We start from the raw sequence: 26,087 nt of genomic DNA, 5'->3' as shown, positions 1-26,087 counted from the left end.
GACGCGATGACGGTGAAAAAAGCCATAAGGCGACGTGGAAGCGCGCTCGAGGAGGCAATCCTTGAGACTGCCTGGGCTGAACTGCTCGACCACGGCTATGTCAACTTCACGATGGAGGCAGTCGCCAAACGAGCCGGCACCAGTCGGCCCGTGCTGTCTCGCCGTTGGCCAACTCGTGCCGAATTCGCCGTTGCCGCAATCGGCCATTACATCCAGAAGAATCCCGTCTCTGTTCCCGACCTTGGAAGCGTACGCGATGAACTCGCGATGCTTTTGCAGAAGTTCTCGGAGCGGGGCGCGAGCACAATCACCAAAGTCTTGTTCAGTATGCGCGACTACTTCGTGGAGACAAACTCCAGCCTGGCTGACCTGAGAAGCAAGCTCGAAGGTCGCCGGACGGTCGAAGAGGTGCTTCAGCGCGGCGTCCGGCGTGGAGAGATCGATCCGAGCAAGCTGACGAAACGAATAGCGTCACTGCCACTGGACCTCGGGCGTCACGAAGTTTTCATGACGCATAAACCAGTTCCAAGAGCCGTCATAGCCGAGATACTCGACACAATTTTTTTACCCCTTGTCGCCACGAAGAAGGGGGCGCGTGGGGGTCATCGCAATTAGCTTCAGAATCCGACGACGGCAACGGGTTGCGGAAGATTAGCTGATCCGAAACACGATGTTACGGGTCAAGAAACAGCGAATTTGCGCTTGCTGGATACGCGAATCCCCTGCGGTTGCGCGCTTGGAGCGCCTCTGGTAGCTTCAAGCGCGTGCTTCATTTTTTCTTCCTTGCGGACCCGAGCTGACGCTGCCGCCTCTTCCGCAAACACGGATGGCGTCTTCTCCCCGCCGACAGCAGAAATGAGGCGCTCGTTCGACAATATGAAGAGTTGGCCGCACTGATGGCCAACCACATAAAGGGGAGGGATGTAATGCAGCGTCTCTTGGTTGCGGGTGCGTCCGTTGCGTTGGCGATGACGCTTGGTCTCGGGTCGGCGAATGCGGCTGACAAGAAGGTTCTGGCCTTCGTCGTCAACGGCGCGTCCGACTTCTGGAAGATCGCCGAGGCCGGCGTGAAAAAGGCGCAAGCCGAGCTGCCCAATTACGACCTTCAGTTCAAATATCCTGAACAGGCCGCAGCCGCTGTGCAGCAGCGGGTGATGGACGACCTCGTGGCGGCGGGCGCCGCCGGAATCATGGTCAGCGCCGTGGATCCGAAGAACCAGACCGAGGAGCTCAACAAGATCGCCTCGCAGACCGTGCTATTCACCACCGACAGCGACGCCCCGCAATCGAAGCGCGTTGCCTATATCGGCTCGTCCAACACCGATCTCGGCAAGGAAGCCGGTAAGTTGATGCTGAAGGCATTGCCAAATGGCGGCAAGTGCGTCGGCTTCGTCGGACTGCCCGGGGCCGACAACGCGCGTGAGCGCATCGAAGGCGTCAAGGAGACGATCAAGGGCTCGAAAGTCGATCTCGTCGACGTTCGCGGCGATGAGATCGATCAGACTCGCGCCAAGCGCAACGTGGAAGACATTCTCGCCGCCATGCCCGACGTGAACTGCCTCGTCGGCTTTTACTCCTATAACACGCCACGCATCTACGAGGTGCTGAAGGAGGCGGGCAAGCTCGATAAAATCAAGATCATCGGCTTTGACGAGGATCCGATCACGCTCGGCGGTGTCAAGGAAGGCAGCATCGTCGGCACCGTCGTGCAGCAGCCGTTCGAGTGGGGCTACCAGGGCATGAAGCTAATGGCGAAATATCTCGAAGGCGACAAGTCAGGCATTCCAGCGAGCGGCATCATCATCGTTCCCGGCAAGGTCATCGACAAATCGAACGTTGACGACTTCATGGGGCAGATGAAGCAGATGCTTCACAAGTAGCTCAGAGTGCCAGCGCTGCCCTCAATGCAGCCGCCGATGCCGCAGCCGTTCCTCGCACTGGTCGACATCAGCAAGATGTATCCGGGCGTAGTCGCGCTCGATCACGTCGACTTGTCCGTGTCTCGTGGCGAGGTGATTGCGTTGCTCGGCGAGAACGGCGCCGGCAAGTCGACGCTGATGCGCGTGCTCGGTGGCGTCGAGGAGCCGAGCGGCGGCATCATCCGGGTCGACGCCGTCGAGCGGCGGTCTCTCACCGTGGCGGCCGCGATCAAGGCGGGTGTCGCCTTCGTCCATCAGGAGCTAAATCTTTTCGACAATCTCGATGTTGCAGGCAACGTCTATATCGGCCGCGAGCCCGTGCATGGCGGGCCGCTAAAACTCATCGACCGCAAGCGGCTCTATGCCCAGGTGCGGCCACTGCTCGATCGACTCGGGGCCGATTTCGCGCCCGATGCGCCGCTCGCCGAATTGTCGCTCGCCCAGCGGCAGCTCGTCGAGATCATGAAAGCGCTATCGCTCGATGCGCGCCTCGTCATCATGGACGAACCGACCTCTAGTCTCACTCTGACCGAGACCGGCCGTCTGATGCGCGTCATCGCGGGGCTCAAGGCTGACGGTGTCAGTATAATCTTCATCACACACCGCCTGAACGAGGTGATGCAATGTGCCGATCGCGCGGTGGTATTGCGCGACGGGCACATCGTCGGCGCTCTCACCCGCGCCGAACTTACACCGGCAGCGATGATACGGCTGATGGTCGGGCGTGACCTCAAATCGTTATACGTACCGCCCGCGGCCCCTCCCGGCGACAGCGTACTCGACATCGTCGAGGCCGTTACCGACACGTACCCGGCCCGCGCCGTGAGCCTGTCGGTCCGCCGCGGCGAGATCCTCGGTCTCGCCGGGCTCGTCGGCTCCGGACGCTCGGAGCTTGCTCGCGCGATCTTCGGGGTTGATCCGCTCCGCGGCGGCGCGATCAGGCTCGAGGGCGAACTGATCCGCATTGCCACACCGCGCGCGGCGATCAAGCATGGGATTTATCTGATTCCGGAGGACCGCAAGAGTTCGAGTCTGCTGCTCGACGTCTCTGTCACGGAAAACATTTCGCTGCCCGACCTCGCGTCCTATCTGCGCTTCTGGTTGGTGAATACCGCGCGCGAGACCGAGAACGCGCACCGGCAGTGCGAGCGCCTCAAGATCCGCACGCCTAATGTGGGCACTGCCGTGGGTTCATTGTCCGGCGGCAATCAGCAGAAAGTCGTCCTCGCCAAATGGCTTTCGATGCGGCCAAAAGTGCTGATCTTTGACGAGCCGACGCGCGGCATCGACGTCGGGGCCAAACAAGAGATCTACGATATGATGCGCCGCCTTGCTGACGGGGGCGTCGCGATACTGATGATCTCCAGCGACATGGAGGAGGTTATCGGGGTCAGTGATCGCATCGCGGTCATGCACGAGGGCGCAGTTTCAGGGTTTCTTGATCGCAGCCAGTTCAACGAGCACAATGTGCTTCAGCTTGCTGTCGGCCACACAGTCTAAGCGGGGGAACCTTGCGCAAGAAAGACTTGAGCCTGCTCGTCTTGATCCTGGTGGTGGGTGCCGTCGTCGCCTCCATCAATCCGCGCTTTCTTTTGGTCGGAAATCTCTCCAACATCGCCAACCAGGTCGGGCTCTTCGGCATCTTCTCCATCGCCGAGGCCTTCGTTATCGTCGTCGGCGGAATCGAGCTGTCGGTCGGCTCGGTGATTGCGCTGCTCGGCGTGTTGTTTATCGACTTGATTGTCAATCACGACGTCAACTGGGTTGCAGCCGTCGGCATCACGATCGCCGGTGGACTTGCGATCGGCGTGGTGCATGGCACGCTTGTCACCAGGATGCGTATCCAGCCCTTCGTGGTCACGCTGTGCGGATTGCTGATCTACCGCGGCGCCGCGCGCTACTACACCGAGGATGCCACGGCCGGCTTTGGTTTTGGCGCGAGCTTTCCGACGCTGGAATGGCTGACCGCCGGTCGGACCAACGTGTTGGGCTTTCCGCTGCCGCACAGCGTGGTGGCGCTGATCATCGTCACAGCGGTCACCTGGGTGTTGCTGCACCGATCTGTGTTCGGGCGCTATCTCTATGCGGTCGGCAAGAACGAGGAGGCGGCACGTTATTCCGGCATCCGCGCCAATCGAGTCGTCATCTCCGCCTACATCATCTGCGGCGGACTGACGGCGTTCTCGGCGATTCTGATCGCGATGTACACGCGTTCAATCTCGCCGGCGGTGCACGGTTCCTTCTATGAGCTCTACGCCATCGCCGCCGCCGTGCTCGGCGGCTGCTCGTTGCGCGGCGGCGAGGGTTCGATCATAGGCGTCGTGCTCGGCACTGTGTTGCTCCAGGTGCTGCAAAACCTCGTCAACCTGCTGGGCATTCCGAGCTCGCTGAACTTTGCGGTGATGGGGACGGTGATCCTCATCGGTGTGCTCGCCGACCAATACCTCGTGCAGCGCAGCCGCCGCGCGACGACGACGGGCTAGGGGGGCGTACGCAGGCAAATGTTGCCGCAGCACCGCTTGAGTGGACAAATGGGGAGTGCCCCTTTTCCACGCTGCGTGGGTAGCAGGCGTCGGCGCGCAGGCCGCCCGCCGCAGTCCTCACACCCAGCCGCCATCTACGACGTATTGCTGTGACGTGCACGCCGACGCTTCGTCCGACGCAAGGAACAGCGTGAACTTCGCGATCTCGTCCGGGACGAGCTTGCGTTTCAGGCACTGGCGCTGCATCAGTTCTTCCACGCCCTCAGGCGTCAGCCATTTCTCGATCTGGCGCTGGGTCGTGATCCAGCCGGGCGCGATCGCGTTGACGCGAATGTTGTACGGGCCATAGTCGCGCGCCAGTGAGCGGGTGAGACCGAGTACGCCCGACTTGCTGGCGGTGTAGGCCGCCATGCCGCCTTGTCCCACCATCCACGAGACCGAGCCGAAATTGATGATGGCGCCCTCATTCGCCGCCTTCATGTCCGGCAGCACGGCTTGCGCGGCAAAGAACTGATGCTTGAGATTAACCGCGATCCGGTCGTCCCAATACTCCGGCGTCATCTCTTCCGTCGAATGTCGCTCATCATGGGCAGCGTTGTTGACGAGGACATTGACTGGACCGTGGGCCTTGCGCGCGTCAGCGACGCCGGCGCGCAACGCGGCAATATCGGTGAGGTCGACATTCAGAAAGTGCGCGCCAAGACCCTGGCTCGAGAGCTCGCGCGCGAGGCGAACTCCTTCCTCGACCTTGATGTCGAAGAACACGACAGTGGATTTCTGCTGCGCGAAGCGCCGCACGATCGCTTCACCGATGCCCGATGCGCCGCCGGTGACGAGAACGACCTTGCCGGCGAGATCCGAATAGACGGCGGCCATGACTTCCTCCCGAATGACGTCGGGCCACTTGATGCGTGCCCTGATAGAATGACCCGTTCCGACCTTAGCCGGTCCATTCATGAGGTATATAGATCAGAATTTCAATGGTTCCTCCTTCGTCCATAACCTTCGGATGGCCAAACTCATACCAATCTCGAATCCGCAGCCGACCTAAAAGGGCCGGCGAGCTTCAGACGCCACCACCAGCTTCCCGAAATCCGGACTCCTGCCGGAGCGGAGTTTTTTGAATGACGAATAGTTCGCCAACATATGAGCAAAATCGTGAAACGGAGTCAGTCGGCTCACCGATAAGGTTTGTCGCAAAACGGAGTCAGTCGAGACTTTCAGCGCTTTGCCATTAAAGCGGGATCCAAACAGTCATGCCTGGTTCAAGGCCTGCCGAGACCCCCTGCGGGTCGAGGCGCAAGCGCAGCGTATTGCGGTCGTGATCGCCAATCACCCGCTCGGCCTGCCAGGTGGCAAAGACCCCGAGCGGCTGCACTTCGGTGATGACGGATTTAATCGCGCCATCGGGACCGTTCCGCATCACGCTCACCGTTTCGCCCATCGCAAGGCCACTGAGATGGTCTTCTCGCACATTGAACGAGAGCCATTGCTTGCCCGCGGCCTCGACCATAAGGATCGGTTGACCCGGCCGAACATTTTCGCCCACCTCTGCGGCGACAACGCTGACCACGCCATCGGCTGGAGCACGCAAGGTCATTTTTTCAAGACGGCGCTCGATCACGGCGACTGCGGCGGCCGCGGCCTGCACCTGCGCGTCGGCGATCGCGCGTTCCTCCCGGGTCGGACCCGCCACCGCCGCATCATAATTCGCCTGGGCCTCCGCCACATCGGCCCGTGCGCTTGCAGCGTCGTTTTCGGCCTGGTCAAGCGCCTGCTGGGACTCAAAGCTCTGGCGTGCCAGCGTGCTGGTCCTTGTCAGCTGTGCCTGAACATAGTCGAGGCGAGCGCTTGCCTTGGCGATTTCAGCTTTCAGAGAGTCGACCTGTTCACGACGGACGCCGGCATAGACGTTGTTGCGATTTGCGGTTGCCGACGCGAGCGCAGCACGCGCCTGGTCCGCCTGCGCCGTCAACTCCACCGCGGAGAGCCGTGCCAGGACATCGCCGGCGTGCACGTGCGCGCCTTTCTCAACCGCAATCGACGCGAGTTGGCCGGTCACCTCCGGCTCCACTCTGACTTCGGTTGCCCGCACGACGCCAACGATTGCGGTCGGAGAATCGGGACGACGCTCGACGTAGATCAGGGCACCCGCGAGAACCACGAGTACGATCGCAGCGATCGTCCTAGCTTTGCGCATGTCCCTGTCCTCTCTTGACGACAAATGCCGAGATCACGGCGAGCACGAAATAGGCGAGCGCCAGACACCACAGCCCGAGCCAATCATGCGCGACCTCCCAGATGCTGGCGCCGAGCTGGTTAATGCGCACGAGGCCATCAATCGCGGTGTCGGCGGGGAAAATCCGACCGAGCGCAAGGGCCACATCGGGAATTGCTTCGCGCGGCCACGCGAAGCCGGCCATGAAGAACTGAGGCAGACTCGTTGCCAGCAGGAGGATGGTTGCGTTCTCCGGTCGCGTGAACCAGGCTCCGACAGCCTGTCCCATGAAGCTGGTAGCAAGCAGAAAGACCGCAGCGAGCGCGAACAGTTGCGGAAGATGGCCGAGCGTCGAAAAGCCGTAGATGCGCGGCAGCACGATGAGATAGAGCGCAACCGCTGGAAGATAGATGGTCAGATGGGCGATCCCACGGCCGAACACGCCCGCAAACGCTCCGCCGCCTTTCGCCAGCGCCGTACCGGTCAGCATCGCCGCACCGATCAGAAGGGTTTGCTGCAGGATCAGCACGAACGCCGCTGGGACGACGTAGCTCGCATAGCCGCCCACCGGGTTGAAGATCGGCTGCAGCAGAACGTCGGTCGGGTTCAAACTCGCCAATTTCGCTTTGACAAGACTTCCATCGGAACGTGCGCCTCGCGAAACGAGGTCGGACGTCAATGCGCCGACCGCCGTGGCGACCCCGCTTGCGGTCGATCTGAATATGAAGAGGTAGGTGGCATCCGCGTAGACCGGGATGTGAGCGGTGATGCCTTTGAGCACATCGCGCTCGGTCCCGGGCGGGATCTCGACGGCGGCAAAGGCCTGCCCGCGATCGATTGCGGTGTGCGCCTCGGCAAGTGTTCGGGCGCGAACCACGACGCTCAATGCTCCACTCGCATCCAGCGTCTCGACGATCTGTCGGCTGAGATCGCTCAGATCATTATCGACGACCGCGATGGGAAGCTTGCGAAGGATCTGGTTCAGATAAGGTTGCGGATAATAAATGCCGTAAATCAGAGGAGCCAGGAACAAGAGGCTGAAGGCACTTCGCGTCCCGAGCATGCGCCGCCACTCCGCCTTGAAGGCGCCGCCGATGCCGCGTGGCGCGTCCTCTGTTGCGGGTTGCTCGGCAGGCCGCGCCGTCTCAAACCAGCCCTTGCGCTTGAGGCTCGCCATGCGCAGCAATGCGAGGCCGGCGAAGAGCACTGTCAGGCCCGCCAGCGCCGCGAAGGGAACGGCGGAATCCGAGACCGGCAATCCGCGCGCCGCCTGTCCCAGCAAGACGGCCATGTACCAGCGCAGCGGCAGGATAGTGCTCCAGACTTGCGCAAACGTATTCATGCCGACCGTGGGGAAGCCGACGCCTGCGTAGCCGAATGCAGGAGAGGCAATGAGGCCCGCAAGTCCGAGGCCTGTCGCCAAGTCGCCGACCAGGAGCTGCAGCAAGGCGCCGAGCGACAGGTGGGCAATGATCAGCAGGCAGCCAGCGGCGACCAGCAATGGCACGTCCCCCCTGAAGGTGATTTGCAGCACGCCCTCCAGGAAGAGCACTTCAGCCAACATGATCAGGAAGAAGATGACGAACAGCGGCGCGAGCTTGCCGACCAGCGCGACGATCGGATCGCCTCCGGCGCTTTCGAGCCAGGCCCGCGCGTCGCGGCGGCGGAATTCGGATCCGACGGAATAGCCTGCGGCCAGGGTGATCACCACATGGATGATCGTTGGCAGCAGCGCGCGCAGCAGGAACTGGGCATAGTTCTTTTGCGGATTGACAAGCGCGATGGTCTCGCTGGTCAGCGTTCCGATGGAAGCCGGCGCGGGCGCGGCGCGCTTGGCGGGGGCGGCCGCTGACGCCGCAGCGGATAGCGCATCGCTCAGCCCTGAGGATGCAATGCCGGACGGCGTCAGGAACTGCTGGTTATAAAAGCCTACGACCTGTGGTCGGCGTTCGGCTTTCAGGTCGCGCTCGAAATCCGGCGGGATATAGACTGCCGAGATCGCCTTGCCGGTTCGTATGTCACGCACGGCCGTGGACAGCGTGCCGGCACGGTCGACGACATGCAGGCTCGGTGACGCTGCGATATATTCCACCAGCGCGCGAGACGCATCCGACCTATCCTCGTCGACGACCGTCACGCCGAGGCCGCGGATGACCGGATGGCTGAAGACGGTCGTGAGAACAACGAACGCAAAGAGGGGTACGCCGAAAATCAGTAGCAACGCGACGCGATCGCGAAACAGCCAACGGCACTCGCGCCGCGCAACCAGCCAAAATCCGGGTTTTGAGGCCAGCTTCATTGCCGTGACCGCCAGTCGAGATAGGCGCTCATTCCTGGTCGGAGCTCGGGCACCGGCTGGACCGGGTAGGCACGAATCGAAAACGTTCGCAGATCGAAATCGCCCGACGCACGCGTAGCCCGCCAGCTCGCATATTCGCCTTTGGTCGCAATCAGCTTGACTTCGACCGTGATACGGCGGTCATCGAGAGCCGGAATGTGCACGTCGAATCGATCGCCGACCTTCAAGCCCTTCACCAGATCTTCGCGAAGATCGAAGTGGATCCAGACATCGGCCAAATCGATCAAGGTAACGAGCGGTACGCCCGGAGATACATATTCGCCCGGCTCCACATTGCGCTGGTAGACCTGCGAAGCCACCGGCGCATAGATCACGAGCTGATCGATGGTCGATTGAACGCTCTGGATGTCGGCATTGGCCTTTTCGACGTTGGCCCTGGAAATGGCCCGTTCCTCTTTTGTGTAGCCATTGACAGCCTGGTCGTAGGCTGACTTGGCCTGATCGACGGCGCGTTCGCTTTCGTGCAGCGAGTCAGTCATCTGGTCGAGGCGGGCTTGCGGCGCGTTGCCTTGCTCGGTCAATGTATGAGTGCGGTCAAAGGTCTTCTGCGCCAGCACCAGAGCCGCCTGCGCGCGCTCCAGTTCCGCTTTCCGCGCGGCAATGGTTTCCACCCGTGTTCCGGCGAGTACATTGGCAAGCTGGGCCTCGGCAACAACCTTCGCCGCCCTCATTTGCTCGTGTTTGGCCACGGTTTCAGGATTATCGATCCGTACGAGGACGGCGCCCGCTGGAACGTTCTGGCCACGTTCCACGGGTATCTCCTTGACCCGTCCGTCGACGCGCGCGGCGATGTCGAGCCGTGTTGCATCGGCCTCGCCCTGTACCAGCAGTGGTTCAGGCCGCAACAGATAGAAGACAGATAACGCGACGACGATAGCTGCGACGATACCGACGATAATGGAAGGAGTGCGTGTCACACCGTGCGTATTCTTCTGTCCGGCATTTGGCGTCTCGGACATACTTTGAGTTTCCTTGCCAGGTGTCATGTCCATGCCCGCCTCCATTCGCCCCATGACCGGTATAGGAGACAATTATGCATTGGTTGTTACGTCGCGTCCAATCTCGATTGGTTGTTCTGGCGGAGCGAATTCCTTGAGCAGGAAGACAAACCATTGGCAGGCGCCCCGTCGCCATCCATCTCGGTGCAGGGACATAACCGGCAGTCCAGCCTAAGCAGCACGGCTCCAAACATCTCGCCTATCGATTGCGCGAGCTTGGACATTCGATACTTTGTTTGGTGAAAGCTGCTGTTTTCGTATCATGGCCCATGGATTGGCATCCGCGCGCCGGGAATTGGAACAGAAATAATTTGCCGTTGTTGCGTATGAAATTGCGCAGCCATTGCCAAAATAGATCAGGAATGAGCAAGATCGCCCGAAGTACGTCCGCCATTCTAGCCAGGCACCGTTCGCTGCGCCTATCCGGATTTCCCGAATGAGCGTAATTTTGGGAGAGATCAGAGTGATTTGACCTACTCGTCTCCAATCTCGCCAGGTGTTGTCACCGATGGGAGTTATCCCGATCCCCGACGTAGCTGATTGAATCTTCAGAACTGTTTTGCCAAAAGGCTGAAACCCTGACGGAGGTAGTAGGCCAACGGGTGTGCCGCGTCGTTCTGTTTCCACTTGTCCAGGGCCAGACGCAGCGTACCCATCGCCACCATCGCGACCAGCCGAAGCCCGTCCCGTCGTCCCGGCGGCGGCCAAAGCTCGCACATCGCTTCCAACAGGATCTGCTCCGTCTCGACGAAAACGGCTTCCTTCCGTGCGCGGAGCGCTTCGGTTGATTGCATCAGGCGGTCGAAGACGATGGACTCCTTCGTCTCGTAGCGTGACGCGAGCTTGATCAGGCACTTTTGGACGGCATCAAGAGGTGCCTGATCGGGAGGCTCGTCGAGCATCGCGGGCCTTAGCGCTTCCCGGAAGCCGCTATCGTGCGCGGCCAGCAGAACGTCCTCCTTGGACTTGAAATAGTAGAAGAAGGTCCGGCGCGAAATGCCGGCGGCGTCCGCGATCGCGTCGAGCGTCGTGGCTTCGTAGCCGTTCTTCACGAACAGTTTCAAACCTTTCTCGATTATCCGCTCGGACGTCTCACGCCGCTTGCGTTCCCGCAGGCCCTGCGGCCTTTCCGACGCGCTTTTCATATAAGCCGACTTCTCCAATGGCCACTTGCGGAATTACACTGAGTGTAATAATAAATCGCACTGAGTGCGAATTTATAGTAGGATCGGCGATTTGTCTCAAGAGAAAATTGGGTCCGTTACGGAACCTTACAGCAAGGCAGATACGCCGCGGATGGCGATTCGAGACGCTTTGCCGACAGGGATGAGGATCTGTCCTTGATGTATGATGTCGTGATTGCCGGTGCCGGCCCCGTCGGCTTGTTTCTCGCCTGTGAGCTGCGCCTCGCAGACCTTTCGGTGTTGGTGCTAGAGCAAGCCGAAGATCCGCGCTCCCCCTTGAAGCGGCTTCCATTCGGCATGCGCGGCCTTTCGGTACCCACCATCGAGGCCTTCTACCGTCGCGGGCTGCTGAACGACATCGTGACGCCGCAACGCGCGAAAGACGACTCGGGCAGCAGCAACGCTTCGACTGCGGCGCATTGGATGCAACTGCCGCGCCGCCCCGGCGGCCATTTCGCCGGCATCCAGTTTTTCTACGACAACATCGATTCCTCGAAGTGGCAGTATCGCCTGCCAAGTCCGGCCGGCACCAGCATGGCGGTCGAGATGGAGTCCCTCGAAACCGCCTTGGCCGCTCGCGCAAGCGCGATAGGGGTCGAGATCAGGCGCGGCCTCGGCGTCGAGGACCTCGAGCAATCGGATGAAGAAGTGACCATTCGCGCTGGTGGTGAGGCTTTTCGCGGACGCTGGCTCGTTGGATGTGATGGCGGCCGCAGCACGGTTCGCAAGGCTGGCGGCTTTGAGTTCGTCGGCACCGATCCCGAGTTCACCGGCTATTCCGTTGAAGTCGATATGGCCGATCCGGATAAGCTCCGCCTGGGCCGCCACTACACGCCGACGGGCATGTATACTTACTCGCGGCCCGGGACGATCGCGATGGTCGATTTCGATGGGGGCGCATTCCACCGAACCCAACCAATCACGCTTGAGCATGTGCAGGCGGTATTGCGCCGCATCTCCGGCGCCGACGTCACCTTGACGGCCCTCCAGCTTGCCACGACCTGGACGGATCGCGCCTACCAGGCGACCGCATATCGCAAGGGGCGGGTGCTGCTCGCGGGCGATGCCGCGCACATCCATTCCCCCCTGGGCGGCCAAGGGCTCAACCTCGGGCTTGGCGACGCAATAAACCTTGGTTGGAAGCTGGCTTCCACGATCCGTGGTGACGCGCCGGTCGGCCTGCTCGAGAGCTATTTGAGCGAACGGCATCCGGTGGGAGCGCAGGTTCTTGACTGGTCGCGCGCCCAGGTCGCGCTCATGCGGCCGACCCGGAGTTCGCGCGCGCTCGAAGCCATCATCCGTGATCTCATCGACACGCGAGACGGCGCGACATACTTCGCCGAGCGTGTGTGGGGTGTTTCTCTCCGCTATGATCTTGGCGGCACCCACCCGCTGGTGGGCCGCAGCGCTCCCGACTTTGAGTTGGTCGACGGGACGAAACTCGGCGAGCTCCTTACGAACGGGAAAGGCCTATTTTTGGACTTTGACGCTCGTCCAGTGCTTCAGGCGCTTGCAAGCCGCTGGGGTGGTCGGATCACGTATGTCGCAAGTGACGTCGAGGATCGGTTGGGCTTGAACGCCGTGCTCGTGCGCCCTGATGGCGTCGTCGCCTGGGCCGGTGAGGCCGCCCCCAACTATGAGGAAGCTGTTCAGGCCGCGTCGTGTTGGCTCGGCGAACCGCGGCCCGCGCTCTCGGGGTGAAATGTTCGACCTTGGCGTTCGGTCAATCAGTTAAAGCGATCAACCGAAAACATCGAAGTCTCGTTTTCGACCGAATTACGCGTCAGCGCGCGGGCGATGAGCTTTGCGGTGTTCGCCGATCCGGTGAGGCCGAGATGCCCATGCCCGAAAGCGCACCATAAGTTGGGATGGTTCGGGACGGCGCCGAGCACGGGCATGGAATCCGGCAAGCAGGGGCGATGTCCCATCCAAGTCGATTCGTTTTCCAACACCGGATCTCGCAATCCTGCTTTCGCGTGATCCTTGAGCAAGAGCGCGCGAGGTTTATTCAACGGACGGTCAATCGAATCGATCTCCACGGTACCGGCGATCCGGAGACCCTCTGTCATCGAATTGAGAAACACCTTCCGGTCGGCTAGCACTACGATGCGCGACAAGGAAACACCCGGTTGTGCCACCTGAACGTGATAGCCTCGTTGGCTGATCAAAGGAATCTTGTAGCCGAGCGTCGCAAGCAGGTTGCCGGACCACACGCCAGCGCTGACTACGACGTGTTTGCCAGACCAGTTTCTCATACCATCGCTGATGTGCCAGTCGTCGCCTGAACGCACAAGTGACGTCACACGGGCCTGAACGAAGTCTCCGCCTCGCGCTCGGAGCGCGTCGGCGATGGACCGACAGTATTGTAGAGGATCGCTAACGCTCGCCTCGTCTGGCAAAAAGACGCCCATGCGATAATTATCGCTGACGGCAGGTTCGAGAGCGTTTATCGCTTTTGCATCGACGTATTCCACGCGCAGGCCGTATTTGCGTTTCAATGACCAAGACGCGTCATCTTTGCGCATCGCCTGCGCATCCGGATAGAGATGCAACTGCCCCGTTTGCCGAATAAGCTCGGGACAACCGACATCGGCAGCAAGCTGACGATGACTGGACACTGAGTCCTTCAGTAGTTCATGGAGCGCGGCCGCGACCTGCTCGACGCGCTCGCGCCGTGACGCCCTAACGAAAGAAGTCAACCACGGAGCAGCGCGAAACCAGTAGTGAAAGGGCAGATGCAAGGGACCCTTGCTATCAACCAACATTGTGAACGCGTCCTTCACCGCCCCAGGCATTGCCAGCGGTGCGACCGAGCCGGAAGATAGAGCACCGGCATTTCCGAACGAACACTGAGAGCCGGGCGGATTAGGGTCGAACAGGCTGACGTCCCATCCGTTCTTGGCAAGCTCGTACCCGGTACATAGTCCGACGATTCCAGCGCCTATCACCAAGACGCTACGCTCATTCCGCGCCGTCATGGCGTTACTGCGGTACGAGCCCGATTTGCTTGACGACCTTGTGCCATTTATCGATTTCCCCGGACAGAAATTGGTTGAAGGCTTCGGGCCTTTGATCCTCTGTTACGATACCCTGAGCATCAAGGGCCTTCTGGAAATCGGCGGACGCGAGCACGTCTGTCGTCAGCTTCGAAAGCTCCGCTACGATCGCGGTTGGAGTATCGGCTGGCGCCATCAACGCAAACCATGTACCTCCCGTAAAGCCCGGCAGGCCGCTTTCAGAGAGCGTCGGGACGGTGGGAAGTGCCTTCAGCCGCTGTGGTGTCGCGACAGCCAATGCCTTGATTTGTCCAGCTTCGAGCAATGGCAGGACGGCCGTGATGGCGTCGAACGTCACCTGCACCTGTCCTGCCATCAGGTCAGTCAACGACGGGGCACTGCCACGATAAGGAATATGCAGCATCGTTATTCCGGCCTGGAGATTCAGCATTTCCCCGGCCAGATGGTTTGATGTTCCACTTCCAAACGACGAAAAGCTAACCGAATTCGGGTGTTCCTTGGTGTATTCAATCAGTTCCTTGACGTCATTGGGCGGAAAATCCTTGTTGGCGACCAATACGAATGGAGCGCGACCGATCATGGAGATCGGCACAAAGTCCTTCACGGGATCGTAGGGTACAGACTTCTTCGTAGAGGTTACCAAGGCGAGTTCTGGTGATGCGGCGTACAACAACGTGTAACCGTCAGCGGTCGATTTAGCGACGTTATCCGCTCCAATGACACCGCCGGCACCGCTGCGGTTTTCGATGACAAAGGTGCCGTGTGTTTTCTCGCCGAGAGCTTGAGCGAGAAGTCTCGCCGTGGTGTCGGTGCTGCCGCCCGCCGGATAAGCGACAACGATACGAACGGGCCGCGCTGGGTAGGGTTCAGCACAGGCTAGTCCAATCTGCGCTTGAACGAAGCCGAACAGAGCCAGAAGTAGAAGCGGGCGCCAGTACATATTTTCCTCGCACATGCCGATTCATTTCGGACTCTCCGTCGAGCCCGCTCGCCAAAAAATCATCCGCGGTGTAATATTTTATTGCAATAGCCGTTATTGCAATGCGATAAAATTATTTATGGAGTGATGGGATGGCCAAAGGCTCACCTACGACGATCGTCATCGATGGGTTGGTGTTTCACAGCGACGGCGATCCCGAGCCGCTGCGATCGGGCGGGGTGACTGCGGCTAACATCACCGTGGCGCCTTATCTCGAAGGCTTTCAGTCCGCGTTCGACAACATGAGCCGGTGGCGTGCCATTGCCGAGCGCGACGATTCCGGATGGAAGCTTGTCTTGCGAGCCGGGGACATCCGCGTTGCGCAGGAAGAAGGCAAGACTGGCTTAATAATGGGCTGGCAGAATCTGTGGCCGATCGAACGCAGCATCGATCGTATCGCCGGATTCCATGCCTTAGGTTTGAGAGTGGCACAGCTCACCTACAACGACGCCAATTTCGTGGGGGATGGCTGCGGAGAAGAACGTAACGGCGGGCTGACGGTGTTCGGCAGGAAGGTCGTGCACGAGCTCAACCGGCTTGGGATCGCCATCGATCTTAGTCATTGCTCCGAAAAAACCGTGCAGGAAACGGCGGCCTTATCAAGCCAGCCCGTGTTTCTGACTCACGCGAACGCCAAGAGTGTCGACGCGCGCTTACGCAACAAGACGGACGATTCGATCCGCGCCGTGGCCGCTACCGGCGGTGTGATCGGGATCAGCATTCATGGTTTCATGAACTGGAACGGTGATCCTTCACAGCCGCCGACCCTCGAAAATTTCGTCAAGCACGTGAAATACGTCGCTAATCTGGTCGGTTCTGAGCACGTCGGCATCGGAACTGACTTTGCCTGTGTCCAAAATGCTTCCGAAGTCGACCGCGTCTTGAGCCTAAGCAAGGGCTATCCCGAGGCAGCAGGGGTCTTCATCGACGCTTTTGGCAACGATCTTGCGGACCGCTATCCGAAGGAAACGCCGACGCCACGACAGTTTTCCAAGATGCTGGAGGCGCTCGATCGAAGCGGTTTCAAGGCAAGCGAGATCGACGGCATCGCCGGAGGCAATTTCCTGCGCGCTTTCGACAAGATCTGGCGCTGAGCTGGCGATGGCAACGGCCCCGAACAAGCACGGTGAACACGCCGACGACCGTCTGTTCATCATGTCCATAGGGAAGTGCTTTCATCTACTCGAGTGCTTCAATACGGCGCAGCGGGCACTGACGCTTTCGGAACTGGCGCAGATAGCGAACTTTACCACCAGCACGGTCCAACGCCTCACTCACACGCTCTGCTTGCTTGGCTATCTGCGTCAGCATCCGCGCACGCGTGCTTACGTGCTGTCCTCGAAATTGCTGGAGTTTGGCCACAGCGTGTTGGCCGCCAACGAAGTGCGCGAGATTGCGGAACCTCACCTGCGTCGCCTGAACCAAGAGAGCAAGGAAACGGTCAATCTCATGGAATTGGAGGGTGAAGAAATCGTCTATGTGTCGCGCTTCGCAAGCGTGCATCCGGTGAGCGTAAACCTACATGTCGGTTCGCGTCTGCCAGCCTTCTGCTCAGCGGCCGGCCGCGCCATTCTTGCGTATCTGGCGCCGGAACAGGCGCAGGCCATTCTGGCCAGGCGACGCGTGGCCATGACAAAATACACAGTCACCGACTTGAAGGCGCTAAATGCAATACTCGACCGAGCCAGGCGCGACATGTTTGTGATCAACGATCAGGAAGCGTATCTGGGAGATATTTCCGTGGCCGCCCCGATTTTCGATCGTGACGGGGACGTTCGTTCGGCAATTAATATTGCAGTACCATCATCGCGCTGGACAGTCGCAGGTGTGAAGAAAGAGCTTGCGCCAATGCTTCTAGAGTGCGCGCGTCGGATATCGCGGGATATCGACGGCAGAAGCTAGCGCGGGAGGACATCGGCATCGGTAAAGCGGCGACCAACGATTTGCACGCCGATTGGCAAGCCATGCGCACTCGATCCCATTGGCTTCGAGGCGACACCGCGCCGCTCGGGCGTGTCGCCACAGCCGAAGATGCCGGAATGCTTGTGGTGACTGCTGCTGGCGGCGCAAAGCAGACATCTTTTCGAATTTCCCTCTATAGCGCGCCAGGCGCCCTGGCCAGGCCTCCAATGTCTCGTTCGATATGCGCGGCCAGATGATCCGCGGCCGGAAAGACGCCGAGCTCCCGTCGCCAAAGAACCAGGTCGACAGGTGGCAGCGGTGGCATTCCGTCCCGTTCGTTCAATCGCCGGAGCCCCGTAACTTTCACGGACTCCGCCAGCACGATGACCGCTGCATCGGCAAGCGCCATGGCTTCCATTCCGGCGATGCTTTCGGAAACACAGGCTATGCGCCACGCGCGACCGGCATTGTTGAGTGCGCTAAGTGCGTAATCCCGGTACAGGTTGCCTTCTGGCAGAAGAGCCAGAGGAAGCGTCTTCTCCTGAAAAGCGGTTCCTGACTTGGCGCCAAGCCAGACGAGCGGTTCGGTTCGCAACAGCGTGATGCTGGCGACGTTCGGATGAACGTTGGGCATGCGTGTTGCGAGCGCAACGTCAATTCGTCCAGTGGAAATTTCCTCGGACAATTGTGCGCTGAGCGCGCAGCGCACCGTCACTTCAATACCCGGATACGCTTCCCTGAAGCTCGCGAGGGTCACCGGAAGCAGAAAGGCTGCGTAAAGGTCCGGACAGCCGAGCGTGACGCGGCCGGCGATTTCTTCGCTGGAAAGCCGCGAACGCGCGTCGTCATGCATCTTCAACATCTGCCGCGCGTAAGGCAACAGCATCTCGCCGTGACGCGTCAGGCGAGGATGCCGGAGATCACGCTCGAACAGTGGACGGCCGACCGCCTCGCTCAGACGGCCGAGTTGAAGACTGATTGCCGGCTGCGTCCTGTTGAGACGGCGCGCGGCGCGCGTCACGCTTTGCTCCTCGATGAGCATGACGAACGTGCGCAACAGGTTGATCTCGAGCGGGCGAGCCATGACCAAATGATAAATAAAACTTTGCTTTTCGCGAAGCACAATAAATTTGCCTATGTGCAAGGCGCGAACTACCGTTCTTTAAAGCACCGATTTTCATCGTGCCCACAACGAGAGCACATGTGTCCAAACTTTAATCAGCGCAGAATGCTTGCGGTCACGGCGCACGCCGAGTTCACCGAACACTTGCGGAATCGCTGGGCTCGATGATGGACGTGCTCAAGATAGGTCATGTCAGCAAACATTTCGGCGGTGTCGCTGCGCTCAGCGACTGCACCCTTGCGCTTGGCAAAGGCAAAGTCACCGGCATCATCGGGCCGAATGGTGCAGGCAAGACGACGCTACTGAACGTCATCAGCGGCTTGGTAAAGCCGGATACCGGCTCTGTCTATTTCGACGGACATGACATCACCAGCTCGCCGACACACCAGATTGCGTCATTCGGACTTGTCAGAACCTTCCAGATCGTCAGAGAGCTGGGCGGCCTGACCGTGCTGGAAAATCTGCTGCTCGCGCCGCCGCACCAGGTCGGCGAGAAAGTCGGCGCCGCGTTGTTTCTGCATCGCGCTGTCAGACAGCAGGACCAGGAGAACGCGGCGAGGGCCCGCGAGATCCTCGTTCGCCTCGGCCTATGGCATCTGGCCGATCGATCGGCCTCGGCGTTGTCGGGCGGGCAAAAGAAGCTGCTCGAACTTGCGCGCGTCCTTTTGCTCAACCCGAAACTCATTCTTCTCGACGAGCCGGCTGCGGGGGTTGCGCCGCCTCTGCTCAAGGACATCATACGCCTGATCCGTGAGCTGAATGGCGAGGGCATCTCGTTCGGCATCGTCGAACATGACATGCATCTCATTGGCGAAGTCTGCCATGACGTTCATGTTCTCGCGGAAGGCAGGACGCTTGTCTCCGGATCGTTTGCCGATGTGACGTCGGACGAGCGTGTAATCGACGCGTACCTGGGAATGGCGTTGTGAGCGCGGAAGCTCCAATCCCGGCATTGTCGGTACGCGGTCTTCGTGCGGGATATCAAGGCGGCGGCGATATCGTGCGCGGCATCAGCCTCGATCTGGCTCCGGAAACCATCCTTGCCGTGATCGGTCCCAACGGCTCCGGCAAGTCATCCTTTGTGAAGACGTTGGCCGGATTGCTTCGCTCGCGCGAGGGCTCGATTGAAGTTACCGGCCGGGCCATCACGGGCCTGTCGCCTGCCAGACGGGTAATGTCCGGGCTGGCCTACGTCCCACAGGAGGCAAATGTCTTCCGCAATCTAACGATCCGCGAAAACCTGAAGCTGGCTACGGAATTTCTGCGCGGCCGCAGCGGTGTCGGTCCCGCGCAGGAGGAGCAGGTGCTCTCGTTGTTTCCAGAGATCGCGCGACGGCCAAAGGCCCTGGCGGGAAATCTTTCAGGCGGCCAGCGGCAGATGCTCGCCTTCGCCTGCGCGCTGCTTGCCAATCCCGAAGTCCTGCTGCTCGACGAGCCGACAGCGGGGCTGTCTCCCAAATTCGTCGGCGAAACCATGGAGGCCGTCATCCGGGTCCGTGAAGCCGGCGTCACCGTTCTCCTGGTCGAGCAGAACGTTGCAGCCGCGCTGCGTATTGCCGACGAGGTCATGGTCCTGGTGGCAGGCCGCAAGAGTCTTCAGGCCCCGCCGTCCGATGTCTCCAGCGGTGACCTGGCCGACCTGTTTTTCGGAAAGATGCAATAGTCATGGTTGGCCAGTTGGTGGTTGATGGGTTGGTGTCGGGTCTGTTGCTTGCGCTTCCGGCGCTCGCCTTGACGATCGTGTTCGGCATTCTGAAGTTTCCGAACTTCGCGGTTGGCGCGACACTGACACTGGGTGCCTATACTGCCTGGGTCATCAACACTTTCCTGCATCTGTCCCTGCTTGAGGCGGGCGCCATCTCCGCACTGATTGTTGCGGGGGTCTTGGTGTTGTCCGACGTGCTCATTTTTGTGCGGCTCCGCGACCGCGGGTCGATCGTCCTTTTGGTCGCGTCGTTGGGGCTGTCGCTGATCCTCGAGAACATCTGCAGGTTCGCATTCGGCAACTCGACCCGCAATTTCAACGCTGAAATTGCCCGGCCCATGCGCTGGCACGGCTTGCGCATCAACCACGAGCAGTTTGTCGCCGCGATAACGGTCATTCTCTGCGTTATTGTCGTGCAGCTCCTTCTCTATGCATCTCCGCTTGGACGGGCGATGCGCGCGACGGCGGACAATCCGGCGCTTGCCGCAGTACGCGGGATCGAACGGGAAACGATCGTCCGCATTACATGGGCGTTGTCGGGCGCACTGCTTGCGATGTCGGGGGTTCTCGCCGGTCTTGATCGCGCCGTCGATCCGCTGCTCGGTTGGAATTATCAGATACCGGTATTCGCTGCCGCGATTCTGGGCGGACTTGGAAATCCGCTCGGCGCGGTGATCGGTGCGCTCGTCATCGGTCTGACCGAGGAGCTCTCGACGCTGATCCTGCCGACAAACTACCGGCAGGTTGTAAGCTTCGGTATCATCCTTCTGCTCCTGTTGATACGAACGCAAGGATTGCTCGGCGGAAAGGCGGTTCGACGATGATCGCCTATCTCTCCACGCTGGGCGTTCTTGTCTCGATTGCGGCGCTTGTCGGACTTGCGCTTAACTTCCAGTGGGGCGTTGCAGGCCTCGCGAACTTCGGCGTTGTCGGGTTTGTTGCGCTGGGCGCCTACGCGACGGCTTTGCTTGCCCCTCACATCGGATGGTTCGGTGCCATGGTAGCCGCCGCCGCGGTGAGCGCCGCCGCGAGCACAATCCTGGCCTTCCTGTCGATCCGTCTGGCCGATGATTATCTGGCGATCGTGACGATCGGATTCGGCGAGATCGTCGGCATTCTCCTGCTCAATGAAGACTGGCTGACAGGCGGTGCCATCGGGATCGCCGATATTCCGCGGCCGTTTTCCGCGCTCGTTCCAATGGCCCGATACGACGCCGTGCTGCTCTGTTTTTCGATCGTGCTGGTGGCGCTGGCGTTCGTGACGCTCGAAATGCTGGTGCGTTCGCCGTTCGGACGAGCGCTCCGCGCGGTCCGCGACGATCCGACGGTTGCCTGCGCACTCGGAAAACCGGTCCTTCTCCTGAGAATAAAGGCCTTTGCGATCGGCGGCGCGGTGATGGGGATTGCCGGGGCGCTTCATGCGTTTTTCCTGACCTATATCGATCCCGGCCAATTCACGTCGATCATCACAGCCTATGCGTTCATGGCCGTGATCCTCGGAGGCCGCGGGTCGAACATCGGTCTATTGATCGGCGTCTGCACGATCATGGCTTTGATAGAGGCAACCCGTTTCTTGAAGGATGTTCTCCAGGTTGTGGACGGCGCCCAGCTCTCTGCGCTGCGCCTTGGCCTTGTCGGCATTGGCATCATTCTATTGCTGATCCTGAAGCCACAAGGGCTGCTTCCCGAGCCGCGAAAGCAGGTGCGCGACTTCTTCCCTGAGAGTGAGGAGGACGTCGAAGCCTCGCGTTCTTCTCCGGGACGATCAGCCTTCGACAGCTTTGAATCTGGGTTCTCGAAAACGGAGTTATGATCATGATGAAATCGGCCAGCGCGTTCAACCGGCGTCACATTGTAGGCATGCTGAGCCTCTCGTTGACGGGTCTTGGTATGCGACCATCATTCGGCCAGGGGGCAGAGGAAATCGCGATCGGAATGGTCTTGCCGTTCACAGGCGCCACCGGTCCCTACGGCCCGGACATGAAGAAGGCCGCTGATCTCGTTGTGAAAACGATCAACGATGCGGGCGGAATTCTGGGCGGCCGAAAATTTCATCTCTATATCGAAGATTCGGAAACCAGCGCGACGACCAGCGTGACCGCCACGCATAAGCTGCTCGATGTCAACAAGGTGGAAGTCGTCGGAGGCTTCTGGGGAAGCCCGGAAGCATTGGCTGCAAAACCGCTGATTCTCGCCGCCAACAAGGTTGAAATGGTTTCGGCCGCGGCAGACGCCATCACCGACGGTGACAACAAGGGGCAAGTTTACCGGTTCCAGGCCAAGAGCTCGCAGTGGGGGCCTGCGGGCGCAAAAGTAGTGACAAGCTTGAACCTCAAGAAGATCAATATCCTGGCGCAGCAGAACCCGTTCGTGGTCGCGATGATCGAGCCGTTCAAGGCCGAAATGGCCAAGCGCGGCGGCACGGTCCTTGACGTCATCATGTACAATCCCAACCAGGCATCGTACCGCGCGGAAGTCGAGAAAGCGTTCGGTTCGGAGCCGGACGGTGTGTTCTGCGGCTCGTTGCTGACGGACTTTGTCGCGATCGCGAAGGAAGTGTATCGCGGCGGATACCAGTCGAAGATCGTGGGGCTTGGTACCGGCGCCGACGCCGACGGTGCGTTCCTCAAAAGCGTTCCGCCGGAAGTGGCCGAAGGAATCCACCACCTGCAGCCGGGACCGCCGCTGAATTCGGACGCCTACAGGAAGTTCGTCAAGGAAATGGGCGCTCCGGAGGGCACCGTCTTCCTGTTCGCGGGCAACACGCACGACCAGGTTTGCGTAACGGCCCTTGCCATGGAGCATGCCAAGTCTTCCGATGCGGCGGTTTGGGTCAAATCGATTCCCGAGGTCTGCAATCCACCGGGCGAAGAAGTCGACGACATCGTGCGTGCGCTGGAAATGGTGCGTGCGGGCAAGAAGACCAATTTCGTCGGCGCAGGCGCGACGGTGGATTTCAATGAACGTGGGGATCAGCTCAACCGCTCCTTCGTTCACCAAGTCATCCACAACGGCAAAAACGAGATCGTCGAAATCGTAACCTGAGCTGGTTGGAAAGCTGCCGGTCACTCGCAGCGGAGCGCAGCCTGTGCGGCGCCCAAGGAGGATTCGCGTGTCAAAAGCAAGCACCATGCATCTTTGCGGATTTCTGATCGCTGGCCCTGTGGTTCACAGCCATGCGATCTGGCGCAATCCGAAACATCCGACCGATTTTCTGGGTCTGGCGCACTACGTCGAGATCGCGCAGCTATTGGAGCGCGGCCGATTTGATTTCCTGTTCTTTGCCGATCGGCTTGCGATCGCCGATCGCTATGGAGCGAGTCACCGCACCGGCATTCGCCATGGCGATCAGGATGCCACGCGCATGGATCCGGTTCCGTTGCTCGGCGCGCTGGCGGCCGTCACGAGCCATATCGGCCTAGGCGCGACACGGTCTACGACCTATGACGCGCCTTATAATATCGCGCGCGAATTTGCGACGCTTGATCACATTTCCGCAGGCCGCGCCGCGTGGAACGTCGTGACATCGATGAACGATGGAGAAGCGCTAAACTTCGGCAATGTCCCGCATCTTGGTCATGACGAACGCTACGACCGGGCCGATGAGTTCATGGAGGTCGCTTTCGGTCTCTGGGACAGTTGGGATGAGGATGCGCTTGTTCTCGACCGGGAGAATGGGATCTATGCGGATCCGGACAAGGTTCACTATCTCAACCACTGTGGAAAATGGTTTCAATCGCGCGGCCCTCTGAACATCCCGCGAAGTCCGCAAGGACGCCCGGTGGTGATCCAGGCCGGATCGTCCGGCCGCGGCAAGGCGTTCGCGGCGCGCTGGTCCGAGGTGATCTTCGCGCTTCAGCCGAGTCTGGAACGGATGCGGGCGTTCAAGGCCGATGTGAGTATGGCGCTCGCTGATGTGGGCCGGCCGCCGGATTCCAGCAAAGTACTGATGGCGATGATGCCGTTCATCGGCGAAAGCCGCTCGGAGGCGGAAGAGAAGCGTGATCTTCACGATTCACTGGTCGACCCTTTGGTCGGACTGTCGACGCTTGCCGCGCACGCCAACGCGGATTTTTCCGATCTGCCTCTCGACGCCAGTGTCGAGACTGTCCAGTCCTCGGGAAGTCAGGGAAATCTCGCGGCCCTGAAAAGCATTGCGGCCGGACAATCGATCACGATTGCCGACGCCGGACGGATTTACGGCCGGGGAGTCATGTGCCCACGGTTCGTCGGGACCGCAAAGGACGTCGCCGAACAGATGGCCGATACGGTGACATCAGGTGCAGCCGACGGATTCGTCGTTTCTCCCGCATTCCTGCCAGACACGTTCGAGGATTTCGTCGGCGAGGTCGTGCCGATCCTGCAGGAGAAGGGCCTGTTTCGACGCGAATATGAGGGCCGAACTCTTCGTGATCATCTCGGTATGATCGCGACGAAAGATAAGTAAATGCCGGTACTCAACGAATACGCATCCCTGGCAAGATCCTTGGTAAGTATCGATGCGGCCCAGTTCAAGGCTGCCATGCGATGCATGGCGTCCACTGTTACAGTCATTACGAGCAGAGAGGGGTCTGTTTCAAACGGGATGACTGCAACGGCCGTGTGCAGCGTTTCAGCCGCCCCGCCGTGCATTCTTGTGGTGATCAACCAGGCCAACAAATCGCATTCATTGATTGAGAGGTCCGGCATTTTTGCTGTAAATGTATTGTCAGCAGACCAGATCGCCATCGCGCAGCACTTTGCGTTGAAGCCGGATGATCCGCTGGGACGAGTAGATTATCGTTCGGGCCTGACGGGCGTGCCAATGATCGAGGGATGTGCCGCTCAGCTTGAATGTGTCGTTGAAGCGCAAACAAAGTCAGGAACCCACTCGGTTTTTATCGGGCGAGTGGTGTTTGTGCAGGAAACAGATCGACTACCCCTGATATATCGCGGCGGGGAGTTCGTAGAACTCAGCAGGAAATCTGACTGAAAGTCACACAGGCGCTCCGTGGTCCAGTGTGAGGACATGGACGGAGTGCGCGCTCCAAGGTCCGCCCGTGACATTGCGGCCGTAAAGGGCGAAGGCCGGCTGCCCGTTTGCACCTGTCGGTAAAAGACGAAAGCCGCTAAAGGATTTCCACACCAACTACGCCAATCTGCGAAATTGAAGCAGGTGTCTGCCAGACATCAAGCATCTGACGGAATCCGAGTTCGTTTTCCCCGGGGGGCTCAATTTCAACGCTAAAAAAAATTTGACTGAAGATCAGTCATCAGTCCTGAACTCTCAGTCCGGCTCTCCAAATGAATCCCGAAGGCTGTCAAAAAGCTGCCGCGCAGTCGGATGAGCATTCAGGGTAGCGAGATAAAGATAGAGGCTGACATCGGGCAACGGCGGCAAGCCATCCGCTGTGCCGAGTACGCGAAAGGTAGGCTCAAGCGTTTCGATGGAGCGTGCCGTGATGCCAAGGCCCGCGCGTACCGCCGCCCTGATGCCGGATAGCGAGCCTGAGATGTGGGTGAGGCGCATCGGAATATGAGCTTTCTCGAGGGCGTCCAGTGCAATTGAGCGAAAAAGACTCGGCTCGTCGTGCATCACCAACGGCACCGGCTCGTTGCGAACGAGCTTGAACTCCGCCGCGGAGAGCCAGAACGTCGGCGCGGTGCGCAAACGCAGGCGTGGATGAGAAGGATCATCTCGCGTCGAAATCGCCATGTCGATCTCGCCCTGTTTCAGGGATTGCATCAAAAACGCGCTACGCGCGATGTGAATGACGACGCGCACCTCGGGAAACATCGTTGCAAAGCGCCGTAGCATGCCCGGGAGGATGGTTTCGCTGGCATCATCTGGAGCGCCAAGGCGGATTTCCCCGGTGACCTTCGTTCCGACCAGCGACGCGCAGGCTTCGTCATGCAACGCCAGAATGCGGCGGGCATAATCCAGCAGCGTGACGCCGTCATCGGTGAGGCGTTTGGCGCGGCCCACTTTGCGGAGCAGCGGCCGCCCGATGTTGGCCTCCAGCCGTTGAATCCGCTGGGTCACGGCGGCCTGCGTACGATAGACGCGTCCGGCCGCAGCGGCGAAAGAGCCTTGGTCCACCACGGAGACGAATGTGCGCAGCGCGTCAATATCCAGGATCGGCATAACACATAAGCTAAACTTATTGATTATCCATTGCAAACTGTCTTGCTGCACTGCGGTGAGGCAGCTAGCCTGATTG

General features: G+C 60.0%; 23 protein-coding genes. 14 read left to right on the top strand and 9 right to left on the bottom strand.

All coding sequences use genetic code 11. The annotated features are described in order from the left end of the window. Positions 1 to 6 precede the first annotated feature (6 nt). The 4 genes from BLV09_RS10810 to BLV09_RS10795 all read left to right on the top strand — a co-directional run bounded on the left by BLV09_RS10810 (position 7) and on the right by BLV09_RS10795 (position 4,402). Positions 7 to 615: a TetR/AcrR family transcriptional regulator gene (locus BLV09_RS10810; protein ID WP_146691057.1), complete on the top strand. Its 609-nt coding sequence runs from the start codon at positions 7 to 9 to the stop codon at positions 613 to 615. 311 nt (positions 616 to 926) lie between these two features. Beyond that, on the top strand, positions 927 to 1,880 hold the full coding sequence (locus BLV09_RS10805) for a sugar-binding protein (RefSeq protein WP_146687274.1): 954 nt from the start codon (positions 927 to 929) through the stop codon (positions 1,878 to 1,880). 36 nt (positions 1,881 to 1,916) lie between these two features. After that, positions 1,917 to 3,419 carry a sugar ABC transporter ATP-binding protein gene (locus BLV09_RS10800; RefSeq protein ID WP_146687273.1) on the top strand — a complete coding sequence of 501 codons (1,503 nt, stop codon included), beginning with the start codon at positions 1,917 to 1,919 and terminating at the stop codon, positions 3,417 to 3,419. Between the two features lie 11 nt (positions 3,420 to 3,430). Then, the gene (locus BLV09_RS10795; protein WP_146687272.1) at positions 3,431 to 4,402 is read left to right on the top strand and encodes an ABC transporter permease; all 972 of its coding nucleotides are present in this window, start codon (positions 3,431 to 3,433) and stop codon (positions 4,400 to 4,402) included. A gap of 117 nt (positions 4,403 to 4,519) precedes the next feature. Here the strand turns inward: BLV09_RS10795 and BLV09_RS10790 are convergent, their stop codons facing one another. From BLV09_RS10790 to BLV09_RS10770, 5 genes are all read right to left on the bottom strand, one after another. After that, entirely contained in the window at positions 4,520 to 5,278 is a 759-nt protein-coding gene (locus BLV09_RS10790; protein ID WP_146687271.1) for an SDR family NAD(P)-dependent oxidoreductase, read from the bottom strand. A 358-nt stretch (positions 5,279 to 5,636) separates the two neighbouring features. After that, on the bottom strand, positions 5,637 to 6,602 hold the full coding sequence (locus tag BLV09_RS10785) for an HlyD family secretion protein (protein ID WP_146687270.1): 966 nt from the start codon (positions 6,600 to 6,602) through the stop codon (positions 5,637 to 5,639). Beyond that, positions 6,589 to 8,919 (bottom strand): ABC transporter permease, encoded by a 2,331-nt coding sequence (locus BLV09_RS10780; protein ID WP_146687269.1) that lies wholly within the window; start codon positions 8,917 to 8,919, stop codon positions 6,589 to 6,591. The genes BLV09_RS10785 and BLV09_RS10780 overlap by 14 nt, the downstream gene beginning before the upstream one ends. Beyond that, positions 8,916 to 9,971, bottom strand: coding sequence for an HlyD family secretion protein (locus BLV09_RS10775; RefSeq protein WP_146687268.1), 1,056 nt, complete (start codon positions 9,969 to 9,971; stop codon positions 8,916 to 8,918). Before BLV09_RS10775 ends, BLV09_RS10780 begins: the two co-directional genes overlap by 4 nt. Before the next feature lie 554 nt (positions 9,972 to 10,525). After that, a complete protein-coding gene (locus BLV09_RS10770; protein ID WP_146687267.1) occupies positions 10,526 to 11,122 on the bottom strand; it encodes a TetR/AcrR family transcriptional regulator in 597 nt (198 codons plus the stop codon). Between the two features lie 198 nt (positions 11,123 to 11,320). Between BLV09_RS10770 and BLV09_RS10765 the strand changes: the two genes are divergently transcribed. Further along, complete coding sequence (locus tag BLV09_RS10765; RefSeq protein WP_146687266.1) at positions 11,321 to 12,862, top strand: FAD-dependent monooxygenase; 1,542 nt, start codon at positions 11,321 to 11,323, stop codon at positions 12,860 to 12,862. Positions 12,863 to 12,888: 26 nt separating this feature from the next. Here the strand turns inward: BLV09_RS10765 and BLV09_RS10760 are convergent, their stop codons facing one another. Then, positions 12,889 to 14,139, bottom strand: a complete 1,251-nt coding sequence (locus BLV09_RS10760; protein WP_146687265.1) for an NAD(P)/FAD-dependent oxidoreductase — start codon at positions 14,137 to 14,139, stop codon at positions 12,889 to 12,891. A 4-nt stretch (positions 14,140 to 14,143) separates the two neighbouring features. After that, positions 14,144 to 15,118, bottom strand: a complete 975-nt coding sequence (locus BLV09_RS10755; RefSeq protein WP_167558695.1) for a Bug family tripartite tricarboxylate transporter substrate binding protein — start codon at positions 15,116 to 15,118, stop codon at positions 14,144 to 14,146. A 131-nt stretch (positions 15,119 to 15,249) separates the two neighbouring features. Between BLV09_RS10755 and BLV09_RS10750 the strand changes: the two genes are divergently transcribed. Continuing rightward, a complete protein-coding gene (locus tag BLV09_RS10750; RefSeq protein ID WP_146687263.1) occupies positions 15,250 to 16,251 on the top strand; it encodes a dipeptidase in 1,002 nt (333 codons plus the stop codon). A gap of 7 nt (positions 16,252 to 16,258) precedes the next feature. Continuing rightward, positions 16,259 to 17,059, top strand: a complete 801-nt coding sequence (locus BLV09_RS10745; protein WP_100381038.1) for an IclR family transcriptional regulator — start codon at positions 16,259 to 16,261, stop codon at positions 17,057 to 17,059. Positions 17,060 to 17,252: 193 nt separating this feature from the next. Here BLV09_RS10745 and BLV09_RS10735 read toward each other — a convergent pair whose 3' ends face one another. Then, positions 17,253 to 18,143: a LysR substrate-binding domain-containing protein gene (locus tag BLV09_RS10735; protein ID WP_146687262.1), complete on the bottom strand. Its 891-nt coding sequence runs from the start codon at positions 18,141 to 18,143 to the stop codon at positions 17,253 to 17,255. A 206-nt stretch (positions 18,144 to 18,349) separates the two neighbouring features. Between BLV09_RS10735 and BLV09_RS10730 the strand changes: the two genes are divergently transcribed. From BLV09_RS10730 to BLV09_RS10700, 7 genes are all read left to right on the top strand, one after another. Beyond that, positions 18,350 to 19,111, top strand: a complete 762-nt coding sequence (locus BLV09_RS10730) for an ABC transporter ATP-binding protein (protein ID WP_100381040.1) — start codon at positions 18,350 to 18,352, stop codon at positions 19,109 to 19,111. Next, positions 19,108 to 19,845 carry a branched-chain amino acid ABC transporter ATP-binding protein gene (locus BLV09_RS10725; RefSeq protein WP_197685039.1) on the top strand — a complete coding sequence of 246 codons (738 nt, stop codon included), beginning with the start codon at positions 19,108 to 19,110 and terminating at the stop codon, positions 19,843 to 19,845. The genes BLV09_RS10730 and BLV09_RS10725 overlap by 4 nt, the downstream gene beginning before the upstream one ends. A 2-nt stretch (positions 19,846 to 19,847) precedes the next feature. Further along, entirely contained in the window at positions 19,848 to 20,711 is an 864-nt protein-coding gene (locus BLV09_RS10720; RefSeq protein WP_146687261.1) for a branched-chain amino acid ABC transporter permease, read from the top strand. Further along, positions 20,708 to 21,700 carry a branched-chain amino acid ABC transporter permease gene (locus tag BLV09_RS10715; RefSeq protein WP_146687260.1) on the top strand — a complete coding sequence of 331 codons (993 nt, stop codon included), beginning with the start codon at positions 20,708 to 20,710 and terminating at the stop codon, positions 21,698 to 21,700. Before BLV09_RS10720 ends, BLV09_RS10715 begins: the two co-directional genes overlap by 4 nt. A gap of 2 nt (positions 21,701 to 21,702) precedes the next feature. Continuing rightward, positions 21,703 to 22,932 (top strand): ABC transporter substrate-binding protein, encoded by a 1,230-nt coding sequence (locus tag BLV09_RS10710; protein ID WP_167558694.1) that lies wholly within the window; start codon positions 21,703 to 21,705, stop codon positions 22,930 to 22,932. A 67-nt stretch (positions 22,933 to 22,999) separates the two neighbouring features. Continuing rightward, on the top strand, positions 23,000 to 24,334 hold the full coding sequence (locus BLV09_RS10705) for an LLM class flavin-dependent oxidoreductase (RefSeq protein WP_197685038.1): 1,335 nt from the start codon (positions 23,000 to 23,002) through the stop codon (positions 24,332 to 24,334). After that, positions 24,335 to 24,859, top strand: a complete 525-nt coding sequence (locus BLV09_RS10700; protein ID WP_146687258.1) for a flavin reductase family protein — start codon at positions 24,335 to 24,337, stop codon at positions 24,857 to 24,859. 294 nt (positions 24,860 to 25,153) lie between these two features. Here BLV09_RS10700 and BLV09_RS10695 read toward each other — a convergent pair whose 3' ends face one another. Further along, a complete protein-coding gene (locus BLV09_RS10695) occupies positions 25,154 to 26,062 on the bottom strand; it encodes a LysR substrate-binding domain-containing protein (RefSeq protein ID WP_197685037.1) in 909 nt (302 codons plus the stop codon). Positions 26,063 to 26,087: the final 25 nt, after the last annotated feature.

Source organism: Bradyrhizobium canariense (genome assembly GCF_900105125.1).
Classification (GTDB): Bacteria; Pseudomonadota; Alphaproteobacteria; order Rhizobiales; family Xanthobacteraceae; genus Bradyrhizobium; species Bradyrhizobium canariense_A.
The sequence above is the reverse complement of the archived record's forward strand: the minus strand, read 5'-3'. Positions and strand labels throughout refer to the sequence as shown.